We start from the raw sequence: 14,661 nt of genomic DNA on the forward strand, positions 1-14,661 counted from the left end.
ATACAGGCGCCGACTGACAAACCGCTTTCGCGAGCGGGCTCGCTCCCACAGGGTTGAAGTCGCTTCGGCCTTTCTATTTCAAGCTTTTGCAAAAGTTGGAAAGCTTCTTGCAATACCCCGTCTGCGCCCCCTCCGGGCGTCAAAAGTTTGCTTCACAGGAACGGGGAATATTGGTGGATCGCTCTCAGTTATTCAGCACCGCACGCAGCAACGTAGCCGACCTCAGCCGGGGGAATCTGGGTGTGCCGCTGTTGCTGCTGATCATGCTCGCCATGATGATGCTGCCGATACCGCCGTTCCTGCTCGACGTGTTCTTCACGTTCAACATTGCGCTGTCCATCGTGGTCCTGCTGGTCTGTGTATACGCTCTGCGGCCGCTGGATTTCGCTGTATTCCCGACCATCCTGCTGGTCGCCACGCTGATGCGCCTGGCGCTGAACGTGGCGTCCACCCGCGTGGTCATGCTTCACGGCCAGGACGGCCACGCCGCCGCCGGTAAGGTGATCCAGGCGTTCGGTGAGGTGGTGATCGGCGGTAACTACGTGGTCGGTATCGTGGTTTTCGCCATCTTGATGATCATCAACTTCGTCGTGGTGACCAAGGGCGCCGGGCGGATCTCCGAGGTGAGTGCACGTTTCACCCTCGATGCAATGCCCGGCAAGCAAATGGCGATCGACGCCGACCTCAACGCTGGCCTGATCGACCAGAACCAAGCCAAGGCGCGTCGTCTTGACGTGGCCCAGGAAGCCGAGTTCTACGGTTCCATGGACGGTGCCAGCAAGTTCGTCCGCGGCGACGCCATCGCCGGCCTGCTGATCCTGTTCATCAACCTCATTGGCGGTATGGCCGTCGGTATCTTCCAGCACGGCATGACGTTCGGTGACGCTGGCAGGGTTTACGCCCTGCTGACCATCGGTGACGGTTTGGTGGCGCAATTGCCATCACTGTTGTTATCCACAGCTGCCGCGATCATGGTGACCCGTGCTTCGGGTTCCGAAGACATGGGCAAGCAGATCAATCGCCAGATGTTCGCTTCGCCCAAGGCCCTGGCCGTAGCGGCCGGCCTGATGGCGGTGATGGGTATAGTGCCGGGCATGCCCCACGTGTCGTTCCTGAGCATGGCTGCCTTGGCTGCCGGTGGCGCCTACCTGTTCTGGAAGAAGCAGAACGGGCAAAAGGTCCAGGCGCTGGAAGAGGTCAAGCGTCAGCAGGAACTGCTGCCGTCGCCGGCGCGCGCCATGGAAACCAAAGAGTTGGGTTGGGATGACGTAACGCCGATCGATATGATCGGCCTGGAAGTCGGCTACCGCCTGATTCCACTGGTCGACCGCAACCAGGGCGGTCAATTGCTGGCTCGGATCAAGGGCGTGCGCAAGAAGTTGTCCCAGGACTTGGGCTTCCTGATGCCCACCGTGCACATCCGCGACAACCTCGACCTGGCGCCAAGCGCCTATCGCCTGACGCTCATGGGCGTGATCCTGGCCGAAGCCGAGATCTATCCCGACCGTGAGCTGGCGATCAACCCAGGACAGGTCTACGGTTCGCTCAACGGTATTACCGCCAAGGATCCGGCTTTCGGCCTGGAAGCGGTGTGGATCGAAATCAGCCAGCGGGCCCAGGCGCAATCCCTCGGTTATACCGTGGTAGACGCGAGCACCGTGGTGGCGACGCACTTGAACCAGATTTTGTACAAGCACTCCAGCGAGCTGATCGGGCACGAGGAAGTCCAGCAATTGCTGCAAGTATTGGCCAAGGGCTCGCCAAAATTGGCCGAGGAGCTAGTGCCGGGCGTGGTGTCGCTGTCGCAGTTGCTCAAGGTGTTGCAGGCGCTGTTGGCCGAACAGGTCCCGGTGCGCGACATACGCAGTATTGCCGAAGCCATCGCCAACAACGCTTCGAAGAGTCAAGATACCGCCGCGTTGCTGGCTGCGGTGCGGGTCGGCGTATCCCGCGCAATCGTCCAAAGCATTGTAGGCACTGAGTCTGAGCTGCCTGTGATCACTCTGGAGCCAAGGTTGGAACAGATATTGCTCAATAGTCTGCAGAAGGCAGGACAGGGCTCGGAAGAGGGTGTTCTGCTGGAGCCAAGCATGGCCGAGAAGCTGCAGCGTTCGTTGATCGAGGCAGCCCAGCGGCAAGAGATGCAAGGCCAGCCGGTGATCCTGCTGGTGGCCGGTCCGATTCGCGCGATGCTCTCGCGATTCGGGCGCCTCGCGGTCCCGGGGCTGCATGTGCTGGCGTACCAGGAAATACCGGACAACAAGCAAGTGACCATCGTTGCGACAGTAGGGCCCAACGGCTGAGGTAGTGGTTTATGCAAGTGAAGCGTTTTTTTGCCGCCGATATGCGTCAGGCCATGAAGCTGGTACGTGACGAGCTGGGCGCTGAAGCAGCCATCATCGGTAATCGCCGGATCGCCGGCGGTGTCGAGCTGACGGCGGCCCTGGATTACAAACTGTCGGCGCTGGCCCCGCGGGTTCCGAACATGGAGCTTGAGGATGAGCTGCGCAAGACCCAGTCGCGCATCGCCAGCGCCCAGGCCGAACTGAGCCTGCGCAGCAGCGAAGGTGAGGGCAGCGCGGGCACCAATCGTCAATTGTTCGCCGGCCAGCCACTGACGGCCGGCCTGCCGCTGACCGCTGCCGAACCGCTGATCGAGCCAGCCCAGGCCGAGCCGCGTCGTCCAGCACCGGCGCCAGCCGCGCCAGCCGCTGGTGTCGACCCGCGTGCCCTGGACTCGATGCGCTTTGAACTCAACAGCCTGCGTGAGCTGATGGAAGTCCAGCTTGGCTCGTTGGCCTGGAACCAGCTGCAAGGCAGCCGTCCGGCCCAGGCCAACCTGTGGCGCCGCCTGCAACGCATCGGCTTGTCCGGCCCGTTGTCCCGCGACCTGCTGGCCCTGATCAACGATATCGAAGAGCCTCGCCAGGCCTGGCGCATGCTGTTGGCGCACCTGGCGCGGATGATCGCCACGCCGGAAGTCGAGCCGCTCGAAGAGGGCGGGGTGATTGCCATGGTCGGCCCGGCCGGCATGGGCAAGACCACCACCCTGGCCAAGCTCGCGGCCCGTTATGTACTCAAGTACGGCGCCCAGAGCATCGCTTTGGTGAGCATGGACAGTTTTCGCATCGGCGCCCAGGAACAACTCAAGACCCTGGGCCGGATCCTCAATGTGTCGGTGACCCATGTGGATCCGGGCCAGTCGCTGGCCCAGGCCCTGGAACCATTGCTGCGCAAGCGCGTCGTGCTGATCGACACCGCGGGCCTGCAAGCCAGCGATCCGGCCCTGCGCATGCAGCTGGAAAGCCTGGCCGGGCGTGGCATCAAGTCAAAAAATTATCTCGTGTTGGCAACCACCAGCCAGAAACAGGTTCTAACCGCCGCATACCACAGCTACAAACGCTGCGGGCTGGCCGGCTGCATCCTGACCAAGCTGGATGAAACGGCAAGCCTGGGCGAGGTGTTGAGCCTGGCGATCGGTCATGAATTACCGGTGGCCTACCTGACCGACGGGCCGCGGATCCCGGATGATTTGCATCTGCCGCGCCGTCATCAACTGGTCAGTCGTGCCGTGAGTGTGCAAATGCAGGAAGAACCCAGCGACGAAGCCATGGCTGACATGTTCGCTGACATCTACCACAGCCCGACCAAGCAGGTCGGCTGAGGTAATCATGAATATTTTTTGTACCTACATCGATGGTCTGCCATGCATTGTTCCGTATGCGAACGCGCAGCCAGTAATGTGGCCTCCGTCTAAGTAAGACAAGGTAAAGAACGAACATGGGCAGCATGCATCCCGTACAGGTGATCGCGGTGACCGGCGGCAAAGGTGGCGTCGGGAAGACTAACGTGTCAGTGAACTTGTCCCTGGCTCTGGCAGAGCTTGGCCGACGGGTCATGCTGCTGGACGCCGACCTGGGCCTGGCGAACGTCGACGTGCTGCTGGGGCTCACCCCCAAGCGCACGCTGGCGGACGTGATCGAAGGCCGCTGCGAACTGCGCGACGTGCTCCTGCAGGGGCCTGGCGGGATTCGCATCGTGCCGGCCGCCTCCGGTACCCAAAGCATGGTTCACCTGACTCCGGCGCAGCACGCCGGCCTGATCCAGGCTTTCAGCGACATCGGCGACAACCTCGATGTGCTGGTGATCGACACGGCCGCCGGTATCGGTGACTCGGTGGTCAGTTTTGTCCGCGCCGCCCAGGAAGTCCTGCTGGTGGTCTGCGACGAACCGACCTCCATCACCGATGCCTACGCCCTGATCAAACTGCTTAACCGCGACTATGGCATGAACCGCTTCCGCGTCCTGGCCAACATGGCCCAGAGCCCGCAGGAAGGGCGCAACCTGTTCGCCAAGTTGACGAAGGTCACGGATCGCTTCCTGGACGTCGCCCTACAATATGTCGGTGCAGTGCCTTACGACGAAAGCGTACGCAAGGCTGTCCAGAAGCAACGTGCCGTCTATGAAGCTTTTCCACGTTCCAAATGCGCGCTGGCGTTCAAGGCTATCGCCCAGAAGGTTGATACCTGGCCGCTGCCGGCCAACCCTCGCGGGCATCTGGAATTTTTCGTCGAGCGTCTCGTGCAACAAACGGCAGGGCCCGTGTTATGACAGCCAGCGGTTACAACCATCTCTACAAAAAATCGGCACGGGACGCCCAGTACGAACTGATCGAGCGTTATGCGCCGTTGGTCAAGCGCATCGCCTATCACTTGCTGGCACGCTTGCCGGCGAGCGTCCAGGTCGAAGACTTGATCCAGGCGGGCATGATCGGCCTGCTCGAAGTGTCGAACAAATACGACGCGAGCAAGGGCGCCAGTTTCGAGACGTATGCCGGTATCCGGATTCGTGGAGCGATGCTCGATGAAGTCCGCAAGGGCGACTGGGCACCACGTTCGGTGCATCGCAATACCCGTATGGTCAGTGACGCGATCCGTGCGATTGAAGCTAAAACCGGGCGTGACGCTAAAGATCACGAGGTTGCGGCCGAACTCCAGTTGAGTCTCGATGATTATTACGGGATTTTGAACGATACCTTGGGCAGCCGTCTGTTCAGTTTCGACGACCTTTTGCAGGACGGCGAGCACGAAGGGCTGCACGAGGACAATGCGAGTGCTCACATGGAGCCGTCGCGTGACCTGGAAGATGAACGTTTCCAGAGCGCGCTGGCGGAGGCGATTGCCAATTTGCCGGAGCGTGAGCGACTGGTCTTGGCGCTGTACTACGACGAAGAGCTGAACCTCAAGGAAATCGGTGAGGTCCTGGGGGTCAGCGAATCGCGGGTCAGCCAGTTACACAGCCAGTGCGCGGCCCGCTTGCGGGGGCGTTTGGGGGAGTGGCGAGCGCGTTGACAGGCAGTGTGGGGACGCTGCGAGCGGGGCTGGCACGGCAGGTGCCGGGCCAGTCTCCATCCGTGGTGCTCCAGACCGTTGTCGAGTGTTGTGCCGGATTGATTGAAATGGCGCGCCCAGGTGCTGGGCGCGTTTAAGACTGCTTGGAGGTCGAATTGGACAAGAACATGAAAATCCTCATCGTTGATGACTTCTCAACGATGCGGCGGATCATAAAAAACCTGTTGCGTGACCTCGGGTTCACCAACACGGTCGAGGCTGACGATGGCACCACTGCCATTCCAGTCCTCAACAGCGGGAGCATCGACTTTCTGGTGACTGACTGGAACATGCCCGGCATGACCGGTATCGACTTGCTGCGCCACGTGCGCGCCGACGAAAAACTCAAGCATCTGCCGGTGCTGATGGTCACTGCCGAAGCCAAGCGCGAGCAGATCATCGAAGCGGCCCAGGCCGGTGTAAACGGCTATGTGGTCAAACCCTTCACGGCCCAGGCGTTGAAAGAGAAGATCGAAAAAATCTTCGAACGCATCGGTTAACGGCGCCACGGGGGAGCTATGGACAACGAATCTTCAATGGGCGATTTCGAATCGACCCTGAAAAAACATGCCCGCGAACTGGTCGACAGCCTGGAAAAGGGCCGCTTCGGTGACGCGGTTCAAATGATTCATGAGCTCAACCAGACCCGTGACCGCGGTCTGTATCAGGAAGTCGGCAAGCTCACCCGTGAACTGCACAGCGCGATCGTCAATTTCCAGATCGATCCGAATATGCCGCAGGCCGAGGAAGTCTCGCAGATCACCGACGCCACCGAGCGCCTGGGGTATGTGGTCAAGCTGACCGAAGCCGCGGCCAACCGCACCATGGACCTGGTGGAAAGCGCTACTCCGCTGGTCAACGGCCTGAGCGAGGAAGCCCAGGCGTTGAGTGCCGATTGGGGGCGCTTCATGCGTCGCGAAGTCGGTGCCGAGGAGTTTCGCGAGTTGGCCCGGCGGGTCGACGGTTTCCTGACGCGCAGCAGCAGCGAAAACCGCGCCGTGGCGAGCAACCTCAACGACATTCTGCTGGCCCAGGACTACCAGGACCTGACTGGCCAGGTGATCAAGCGTGTGACCCAGTTGGTCACCGAAGTGGAAAGCAATTTGCTCAAACTGGTGCTCATGGCCAGCCAGGTTGATCGCTTTGCCGGCATCGAACACGACCGTGCGGCGATACTTGCTGAAAAAGATCCACAAAAACATCTCTCTCAGGGTGAAGGTCCGCAGATTCATGCCGATAAAAGAGAAGACGTTGTGTCCGGTCAGGACGATGTGGACGATTTGTTGTCCAGCCTTGGATTTTGAGTTTTAGCCCTATTTTAGGAGCAGCCATTAATGAGCTTCGGCGCCGATGAAGAGATCCTTCAGGATTTCCTGGTTGAGGCCGGCGAGATTCTAGAGCAACTGTCCGAACAGCTGGTCGAGCTGGAAAGCCGACCTGATGATGCGGATCTGCTCAATGCAATTTTTCGCGGTTTCCACACTGTAAAAGGAGGCGCCGGCTTCCTCCAGCTCAATGAGCTGGTGGAGTGCTGCCACATTGCCGAAAACGTGTTCGACATCCTGCGCAAGGGTGAGCGTCGCGTTGATTCGGAATTGATGGACGTCGTGCTCGAAGCGCTGGATGCGGTCAACAGCATGTTCAGCGAAGTGCGCGAGCGTTCGCCGATCACCCCCGCCACGCCCGAGCTGCTCGCTGCGTTGGCGCGCCTGGCCGAGCCGCAGTCGGCTGACGAAGCCGCGCCGATTGCCGAGGCTGTGGCTGAAGAGCCGGTTGCCGAGGAAGCGGGTGACATTACCGACCACGAATTTGAATCGCTGCTGGACTCGCTGAGTGCCGTCAAGGCCGAAGCCGAGGCTCCGGCCGCACCTGCTGCGCCAGCCGCCGCTGCTGCTGCCCCTGGCAGTGATGAAATCACCGACGCCGAGTTCGAGTCGTTGCTCGACCAGCTCCACGGCAAGGGCCAGTTCGCCGCTGATGCCGTTGCCGCCCCGGCGACTCCGGCCGCGCCGAAGGCTGCGGGGGATAACTCCGACATCACCGACGACGAATTCGAAGCATTGCTCGACCAGTTGCACGGCAAGGGTACCTTTGCCGTCGATGCGCTGGATTCGGCCATCGCTGCTGCGCCGACCCCGGCCAAGCCAGCCGCGGCCGCCGCCGGCGGCGACCTGATCAGCGACCACGAATTCGAATCCCTGCTCGACGAATTGCACGGCAAGGGCAAGTTCAGCGAAGTCGGCACGGCCACCGCCGCGCCGGCCGCCGCCACTGCGGCGCCGGCCGCCAAGGCCGCGCCCAAGCCCGCCGCCAAGGCACCGGAGCCGAAGGCCGAGACACCCAAGCCTGCCGCAGCAGCGCCTGCGCCTGCGCCTGCCCGTGCAGCGTCGGCCCCGCCTGCGGAAAAACCGGCCAGCGAAGCCGAGACCACCGTTCGGGTCGACACCGCGCGCCTGGACGAGATCATGAACATGGTCGGCGAACTGGTGCTGGTGCGTAACCGCCTGGTGCGCCTGGGCCTCAACAGCCAGGACGAAGCGATGTCCAAGGCCGTGTCGAACCTCGACGTGGTCACGGCTGACCTGCAGACCGCGGTCATGAAGACCCGGATGCAGCCGATCAAGAAAGTCTTCGGGCGCTTCCCGCGCCTGGTTCGTGACCTGGCTCGCCAGCTCAAGAAAGAGATCAACCTGGAACTGGTGGGTGAAGAGACCGACCTCGACAAGAACCTTGTCGAGGCCCTGGCCGACCCGCTGGTCCACTTGGTGCGCAACGCGGTCGACCACGGCATCGAGTCGCCGGAAGAGCGCGAGGCCTCGGGCAAGGTCCGCAGCGGCAAGGTGATCCTCGCCGCCGAGCAGGAGGGCGACCACATCCTGCTGTCGATCTCCGATGACGGCAAGGGCATGGACCCGAACGTGCTCCGGGCGATCGCGGTGAAACGCGGCGTGATGGACAAGGACGCGGCCGATCGCCTGAGCGACACCGAGTGCTACAACCTGATTTTCGCTCCGGGCTTCTCGACCAAGACCGAGATCTCCGACGTGTCGGGTCGTGGCGTGGGCATGGACGTGGTGAAAACCAAGATTTCCCAGCTCAACGGCTCGATCAACATCTACTCGACCAAGGGCCAGGGCTCGAAAATCGTCATCAAGGTCCCGTTGACCCTGGCGATCATGCCGACCCTGATGGTGATGCTGGGCAACCAGGCCTTCGCCTTCCCGCTGGTCAACGTCAACGAGATCTTCCACCTCGACCTGTCGCGCACCAACGTGGTCGACGGCCAGGAAGTGGTCATCGTGCGGGACAAGGCACTGCCGCTGTTCTACCTCAAGCGCTGGCTGGTCAGCTCCGCCGCCCATGTCGAGCAAGGCGAAGGCCATGTGGTGATCCTTTCGGTGGGCACCCAGCGGATCGGCTTCGTCGTCGACCAGTTGGTGGGCCAGGAAGAAGTGGTCATCAAGCCGTTGGGCAAGATGCTCCAAGGCACCCCGGGCATGTCCGGCGCCACCATCACCGGCGACGGCCGCATCGCGTTGATTCTCGATGTGCCTAGCATGCTCAAGCGCTACGCCGCTCGGCGTATTTGATTCTGGAGGGGTGCGGCCTGGCGCCGCGCCTCGTCTAACGGAGTGTTTATGGTAGTTAAAGTCCTGGTGGTGGACGATTCGGGGTTTTTCCGCCGCCGCGTCTCGGAAATTCTTTCGGCGGACACCAGCATTCAGGTCGTCGGCACGGCGACCAACGGCAAAGAGGCGATCGATCAGGCGCTGGCGCTCAAGCCGGACGTGATCACCATGGACTACGAGATGCCGATGATGGACGGCATCACGGCGGTGCGGCATATCATGCAGCGCTGCCCGACCCCGGTGTTGATGTTCTCGTCCCTGACCCATGAAGGCGCCCGTGTCACCCTCGATGCGCTGGACGCCGGGGCGGTCGACTTCCTGCCGAAGAATTTCGAAGACATCTCGCGCAACCCGGACAAGGTCCGCCAGTTGCTGTGCGAGAAAGTCCACAGCATTTCCCGCAGCAATCGCCGGGTCAGTGCCTACAGCGCACCGGCGCCCGCGCCGGTTGTTGCGCCGACGTCCGCGCCCGCGTCTTCTTCCTCGTCGAGCAGCTTCAATCCGGCCCCGGTACGCAGTGCTCCGGCACCGGCGCCGGCGCGCTCGGCTCCGGCCAGCGCAGCGTCGCCGGCACCCAAGCGCAAGGCCTACAAACTGGTGGCCATCGGTACGTCCACCGGCGGCCCGGTGGCGCTGCAGCGGGTGCTGACCCAACTGCCGGCAAATTTCCCGGCGCCCATCGTGTTGATCCAACATATGCCCGCGGCGTTCACCAAGGCGTTTGCCGAACGCCTGGACAAACTCTGCCGCATCAGCGTGAAGGAAGCCGAGGATGGCGACATCCTGCGGCCGGGCCTGGCGCTGTTGGCGCCGGGTGGCAAGCAGATGATGATCGATGGTCGTGGCGCGGTGAAAATCCTCCCGGGCGACGAGCGTTTGAACTACAAACCTTGTGTAGATATTACCTTCGGTTCGGCGGCGAAATCCTACGGCGACAAAGTTCTGGCGGTGGTCCTCACCGGCATGGGCGCCGACGGTCGCGAGGGCGCGCGCCTGCTCAAGCAGGGCGGCAGCGCGATCTGGGCTCAGGACGAGGCAAGTTGTGTGATCTACGGCATGCCCATGGCGATCGTCAAAGCCGACCTGGCCGACGCGGTCTACAGCCTGGACGACATCGGTAGACATCTGGTCGAGGCGTGCCTGTAATGGATGTGCTCAGCCTGATCGGTATCATCATGGCGTTCGTCGCTATCATTGGTGGCAATTATCTGGAGGGCGGTCATCTCGGCGCGTTAGCCAACGGTCCGGCCGCGTTGATCGTGATCGGTGGCACCGTAGGCGCTGCGCTGTTGCAGTCGCCGATGAGCGCCTTCAAGCGCGCCATGCAGGTATTGGTGTGGATTCTGTTCCCGCCGCGGGTCGACCTGGCCGGCGGCATCGACCGCGTGGTGAACTGGAGCCTGACCGCCCGCAAGGAAGGTCTGCTGGGTCTGGAAGGGGTGGCCGACGCTGAACCTGACAGCTATTCGCGCAAGGGCCTGCAATTGCTGGTCGACGGCGCCGAGCCGGAAGCGATCCGCAGCATCCTGGAGGTGGACTTCTACACCCAGGAAAGTCGCGACATCGAAGCGGCGAAAGTTTTCGAAAGCATGGGCGGCTATGCGCCGACCATTGGCATCATCGGCGCGGTGATGGGCCTGATCCACGTGATGGGCAACCTCGCCGATCCGTCGCAGTTGGGCAGCGGCATCGCCGTGGCCTTCGTCGCGACCATCTATGGCGTGGCGAGCGCCAACCTGGTGTTGCTGCCGATCGCAGCCAAGCTCAAATCCATCGCGTTGCGCCAGTCGCGCTACCGCGAAATGCTGCTGGAAGGAATCCTGTCGATTGCCGAAGGTGAAAACCCGCGCTCCATCGAATTGAAGCTCCAGGGCTTCATGGACTAAGACCATGGCACGTCGCAGACATAGTGAAGAACACGTCAACCATGAACGCTGGCTGGTTTCCTACGCCGACTTCATCACACTGCTGTTCGCCTTTTTTGTGGTCATGTATTCGATCTCTTCGGTCAACGAAGGCAAGTACAAGGTCATTTCCGAAGCGTTGATTGGCGTGTTCACTGATTCGGACCGTGCCCTCAAGCCGATTCCCATCGGCGACGAACGGCCGAAGACGACGACCCCGGCCAAACCGTTGGTCAAGGACAGCGAACAGGTCGATGCTGGCATTGCCGGTGGTGCCGATCCGTTGAAGAGCATTGCCGATGACATCAGCGCGGCGTTCGGCGACCTGATCAGCTCCAACCAGATGACCGTGCGCGGCAACGAGCTGTGGGTCGAGATAGAACTCAATTCCAGCCTGCTGTTCGGCAGCGGCGACGCGATGCCCAGCGACATGGCGTTCAATATCATCGATAAGGTCGCGGCGATCCTGAAACCGTTCGACAACCCGATCCACGTCGAAGGTTTCACCGATGACCAGCCGATCCGCACCGCGCAATACCCGACCAACTGGGAATTGTCGTCGGCCCGGTCGGCGAGCATTGTGCGCATGCTTGCCATGCAGGGCGTCAATCCCGGACGCCTGGCCTCGGTGGGTTATGGTGAGTTCCAGCCGGTGGCCAACAACGCCACCGCCGAAGGGCGCGCGCGCAACCGGCGCGTGGTGCTCGTGGTTTCGCGCAACCTCGATGTCCGGCGCAGCCTGACCGGTACCGGCACCGCCAACGCGAAACCGGACGCGGCATTGAAGCGGGCTGGCACACAAACTGCACCGACCCCGGTCAAGTCGCCGGTAAGACAGAACGCCGTCAATTCTCCGTCACCGGCTTTATAACCGAGCTATTTCTCGGTCGAATCCATTTCGACCGGGAGGAACGATCCGAATGAGAGTCTGGGCAGTCGCCAATCAAAAAGGTGGTGTGGGCAAAACCACATCCTCGATCGCTTTAGCCGGCTTGCTGGCCGAGGCGGGCAAGCGCGTGGTCATCGTCGATCTGGACCCCCACGGCTCGATGACCAGCTATTTCGGCTACGATCCCGATAGCCTGGAGCACAGCAACTACGATTTGTTCCTGCACAAGGGCGGCGTGCCCGAGGGCTTGCCGGGCCAGTTGTTGCTGTCTACCAGTGACGAGCGGATTTCTCTGTTGCCATCGAGCACGGCCCTGGCCACCCTGGAGCGCCAATCGCCTGGGCAGGGCGGTCTGGGCCTGGTGATCGCCAAGAGTCTGGCGCAGCTGTGGCAGGATTTCGATTACGCCATCATTGACAGTCCGCCCTTGCTCGGGCTGCTGATGGTCAACGCCTTGGCCGCGAGCCAGCAACTGGTGATCCCGGTGCAGACCGAACATTTGGCCGTCAAAGGCCTGGAGCGCATGGTCAACACCCTGGCGATGGTCAACCGCTCGCGCAAGCAATCCCTGGCGTTCAACATCGTCCCGACCCTGTTCGACCGTCGCACCCAGGCATCGCTCGGGACCCTGCGCGTGTTGCGCGATATGTACCCGGACGACATCTGGCAAGGTTATATCCCGGTCGATACGCGTCTGCGCGACGCCAGCCGCGCCGGCGTGACCCCTTCGCAATTCGATGGCAAGAGCCGTGGCGTCCTGGCCTATCGCGCGCTTCTCAAGCATCTGCTGGCCCAGCAGCTCGTTCCGCAGCAGGTGGCTTGAAGTGACGAAGTTTTCCCCAGCCGTTGTGCTTGCTTGTGGGCGCTCAAGTCCTGACGTATCCATGCCGATAACCTTTTCAAGTGGCGCACAGTTCCTATGAACCGCCCGATCAAGACAACCTCGCGTCCGCAACTGGCCTTGCAGTCCTACCTGGACGGGCTCTTGCAGGAAGCGACCGAAGAATTGCCAGCGCAGCCGAGCGCGGTCGAGGCATTGCCCGAGCCTGTCGAAGCTGAAACTGGAGTTGTACTGGATGAGTTCCAGGCGGCCGTGCTCGAGGAGCAGGCCCGTGATGCGCGGATTTCAATGACTGCCGCAGCGGTCGAGGCGCCGCTCGTCAAGCCGAAGGTGGCCGTGATGGAGGCACCTGCGCCGATCCTGGCGCCGGTCTCGACCGTTGCACCGTTGTTGCAGGGCCTGGTGACGCCGGTAGTGGAAATCCACTTGCCGCCGCCGAGCAACACACCGCCGCCGGTGCAGGGGGACGACCGTCCGGCCTGGGCCGCCGAGCCGTTCGAGTGTCTGTTGTTCGATGTGGCCGGGTTGACCCTGGCGGTGCCGCTGGTGTGCCTGGGATCGATTTATTCCCTGGCGGGGCAGGAATTGACGCCGTTGTTCGGCCAGCCGGAATGGTTCCTCGGGATCCTGCCGAGCCAGGCCGGCAACCTGAAGGTGCTGGACACCGCGCGCTGGGTCATGCCGGACCGTTATCGCGATGATTTTCGCCAGGGCCTGCAATACGTGATTTCAGTGCAAGGCTACGAGTGGGGATTGGCGGTGCATCAGGTCAGCCGTTCGCTGCGCCTGGACCCGAACGAAATCAAATGGCGCAGCCATCGAGGGCAACGGCCGTGGTTGGCCGGTACGGTGATCGAACACATGTGCGCCTTGCTGGACGTTTCCGAACTGGCGGAGCTGATCGCCAGCGGCGGGGCAAAACACCTGGGCGGCAGCAAGCCGGTCCAGAAACCGAAATAAGACAACCGGGGGCGCAGGGCGCCGCCGGACAGAACACACACCGCCACAGGCGGTTTTTCGAGGGGTCAGGGTATGAATGATAAGGCGTCGTCTCAAAAGGGTTCTGAAGATCCGATTCTGCAATGGGTGACCTTCAAGCTCGATAACGAAACCTACGGCATCAACGTGATGCGCGTTCAGGAAGTGCTGCGCTACACCGAGATCGCCCCGGTTCCAGGTGCGCCAAGCTACGTGCTGGGGATCATCAACCTGCGTGGCAACGTGGTCACCGTGATCGATACCCGTCAACGCTTCGGCCTGATGAACGCCGAGATCAGCGACAACACCCGGATCGTCATCATCGAAGCCGACAAGCAAGTGGTTGGCATCATGGTCGACAGCGTCGCCGAAGTGGTTTACCTGCGTCAGTCGGAAATCGAAACCGCGCCGAATGTCGGTAACGAAGAGTCCGCCAAGTTCATTCAGGGCGTGTGCAACAAGAACAATGAGTTGCTGATCCTGGTTGAACTGGACAAGATGATGAGCGAAGAAGAGTGGTCGGAACTGGAGAGTATCTGATTTGATTCTTGAGGTAGCAGTCATTGTCCTGTTCCTTTTCTGGGCAGGCACGCTGGCAATGTTCTTGTCCTACATACGCGGCCAGCGGCAGATCGCCGCTCAGCAGGCCCAGGGCGATGCGCTGCGCGATCAGCGCATCCGCGACCTGGCCAAGCGCGTCGACGACTATCAGAACGGCACTGTGCGCATGGGCGAAGCGCTCCATGAGCTGCGTGCCGTGGTCGGGCCATTACCGGACAAACTGGCGCAACTGGAACAGCGCGACCCCTCCAGCCTGTCCTTCGCCCAGGCCGCCCGCCTGGTCGGCATGGGCGCCAGCGTCGATGAACTGACCCAGGCGTGTGGTCTGACCCAGGCCGAAGCGGAATTGATGAGCAAGTTGCACAAGGGCGGCTGATATTTTTCTGTCGCCCGAGGGCCAATGTGGGAACGAGCCTGCTCGCGAAAGCGGTGTGACAGTCAATAGAGATGCTGACTGACCGGACGCCTT

Annotated in this window: 14 protein-coding genes; all 14 read left to right on the forward strand. The window is 61.7% G+C overall.

The genetic code is table 11. The features are described 5' to 3' along the window. The first annotated feature begins 173 nt into the window (after positions 1-173). The 14 genes from flhA (at position 174) to ACE04F_RS10150 (ending at position 14,568) form a co-directional block, all read left to right on the forward strand. A complete protein-coding gene (gene flhA / locus ACE04F_RS10085; RefSeq protein WP_486106342.1) occupies positions 174-2,303 on the forward strand; it encodes a flagellar biosynthesis protein FlhA in 2,130 nt (709 codons plus the stop codon). Between the two features lie 11 nt (positions 2,304-2,314). Further along, complete coding sequence (gene flhF / locus ACE04F_RS10090) at positions 2,315-3,664, forward strand: flagellar biosynthesis GTPase FlhF (RefSeq protein WP_434629250.1); 1,350 nt, start codon at positions 2,315-2,317, stop codon at positions 3,662-3,664. A gap of 116 nt (positions 3,665-3,780) precedes the next feature. Continuing rightward, complete coding sequence (fleN, locus tag ACE04F_RS10095; RefSeq protein WP_003184001.1) at positions 3,781-4,611, forward strand: flagellar synthesis regulator FleN; 831 nt, start codon at positions 3,781-3,783, stop codon at positions 4,609-4,611. Continuing rightward, a complete protein-coding gene (gene fliA, locus ACE04F_RS10100) occupies positions 4,608-5,351 on the forward strand; it encodes an RNA polymerase sigma factor FliA (RefSeq protein WP_003199123.1) in 744 nt (247 codons plus the stop codon). Before fleN ends, fliA begins: the two co-directional genes overlap by 4 nt. 167 nt (positions 5,352-5,518) lie before the next feature. Then, complete coding sequence (locus tag ACE04F_RS10105; protein ID WP_003183998.1) at positions 5,519-5,890, forward strand: chemotaxis response regulator CheY; 372 nt, start codon at positions 5,519-5,521, stop codon at positions 5,888-5,890. Positions 5,891-5,908: 18 nt separating this feature from the next. Next, complete coding sequence (locus ACE04F_RS10110; protein WP_486106345.1) at positions 5,909-6,694, forward strand: protein phosphatase CheZ; 786 nt, start codon at positions 5,909-5,911, stop codon at positions 6,692-6,694. Positions 6,695-6,724: 30 nt separating this feature from the next. Beyond that, positions 6,725-8,980, forward strand: a complete 2,256-nt coding sequence (locus tag ACE04F_RS10115; protein WP_486106347.1) for a chemotaxis protein CheA — start codon at positions 6,725-6,727, stop codon at positions 8,978-8,980. A 48-nt stretch (positions 8,981-9,028) separates the two neighbouring features. After that, positions 9,029-10,165, forward strand: coding sequence for a protein-glutamate methylesterase/protein-glutamine glutaminase (locus ACE04F_RS10120; RefSeq protein WP_486106349.1), 1,137 nt, complete (start codon positions 9,029-9,031; stop codon positions 10,163-10,165). Then, the gene (locus ACE04F_RS10125; protein WP_305499634.1) at positions 10,165-10,905 is read left to right on the forward strand and encodes a flagellar motor protein; all 741 of its coding nucleotides are present in this window, start codon (positions 10,165-10,167) and stop codon (positions 10,903-10,905) included. Before ACE04F_RS10120 ends, ACE04F_RS10125 begins: the two co-directional genes overlap by 1 nt. Before the next feature lie 4 nt (positions 10,906-10,909). Next, a complete protein-coding gene (gene motD, locus ACE04F_RS10130; RefSeq protein WP_486106351.1) occupies positions 10,910-11,794 on the forward strand; it encodes a flagellar motor protein MotD in 885 nt (294 codons plus the stop codon). 49 nt (positions 11,795-11,843) lie between these two features. Next, positions 11,844-12,635, forward strand: a complete 792-nt coding sequence (locus ACE04F_RS10135) for a ParA family protein (RefSeq protein WP_486106353.1) — start codon at positions 11,844-11,846, stop codon at positions 12,633-12,635. Between the two features lie 96 nt (positions 12,636-12,731). After that, complete coding sequence (locus ACE04F_RS10140) at positions 12,732-13,613, forward strand: CheW domain-containing protein (protein ID WP_486106355.1); 882 nt, start codon at positions 12,732-12,734, stop codon at positions 13,611-13,613. Between the two features lie 72 nt (positions 13,614-13,685). Further along, positions 13,686-14,171, forward strand: coding sequence for a chemotaxis protein CheW (locus ACE04F_RS10145; RefSeq protein ID WP_003199144.1), 486 nt, complete (start codon positions 13,686-13,688; stop codon positions 14,169-14,171). Position 14,172: 1 nt separating this feature from the next. Then, positions 14,173-14,568, forward strand: a complete 396-nt coding sequence (locus ACE04F_RS10150) for a DUF2802 domain-containing protein (protein ID WP_305499641.1) — start codon at positions 14,173-14,175, stop codon at positions 14,566-14,568. Positions 14,569-14,661 lie beyond the last annotated feature (93 nt).

Source organism: Pseudomonas sp. AGC41, assembly GCF_057334555.1.

Excerpts from the sequence above, each read along its gene's own strand:
- flhF (WP_434629250.1), top strand. The coding sequence starts at position 2,315 with ATGCAAGTGAAGCGTTTTTTTGCCGCCGATATGCGTCAGGCCATGAAG.
- fleN (WP_003184001.1), top strand. The coding sequence starts at position 3,781 with ATGGGCAGCATGCATCCCGTACAGGTGATCGCGGTGACCGGCGGCAAA.
- fliA (WP_003199123.1), top strand. The coding sequence starts at position 4,608 with ATGACAGCCAGCGGTTACAACCATCTCTACAAAAAATCGGCACGGGAC.
- ACE04F_RS10105 (WP_003183998.1), top strand. The coding sequence starts at position 5,519 with ATGAAAATCCTCATCGTTGATGACTTCTCAACGATGCGGCGGATCATA.
- ACE04F_RS10110 (WP_486106345.1), top strand. The coding sequence starts at position 5,909 with ATGGACAACGAATCTTCAATGGGCGATTTCGAATCGACCCTGAAAAAA.
- ACE04F_RS10115 (WP_486106347.1), top strand. The coding sequence starts at position 6,725 with ATGAGCTTCGGCGCCGATGAAGAGATCCTTCAGGATTTCCTGGTTGAG.
- ACE04F_RS10120 (WP_486106349.1), top strand. The coding sequence starts at position 9,029 with ATGGTAGTTAAAGTCCTGGTGGTGGACGATTCGGGGTTTTTCCGCCGC.
- ACE04F_RS10125 (WP_305499634.1), top strand. The coding sequence starts at position 10,165 with ATGGATGTGCTCAGCCTGATCGGTATCATCATGGCGTTCGTCGCTATC.
- motD (WP_486106351.1), top strand. The coding sequence starts at position 10,910 with ATGGCACGTCGCAGACATAGTGAAGAACACGTCAACCATGAACGCTGG.
- ACE04F_RS10135 (WP_486106353.1), top strand. The coding sequence starts at position 11,844 with ATGAGAGTCTGGGCAGTCGCCAATCAAAAAGGTGGTGTGGGCAAAACC.
- ACE04F_RS10140 (WP_486106355.1), top strand. The coding sequence starts at position 12,732 with ATGAACCGCCCGATCAAGACAACCTCGCGTCCGCAACTGGCCTTGCAG.
- ACE04F_RS10145 (WP_003199144.1), top strand. The coding sequence starts at position 13,686 with ATGAATGATAAGGCGTCGTCTCAAAAGGGTTCTGAAGATCCGATTCTG.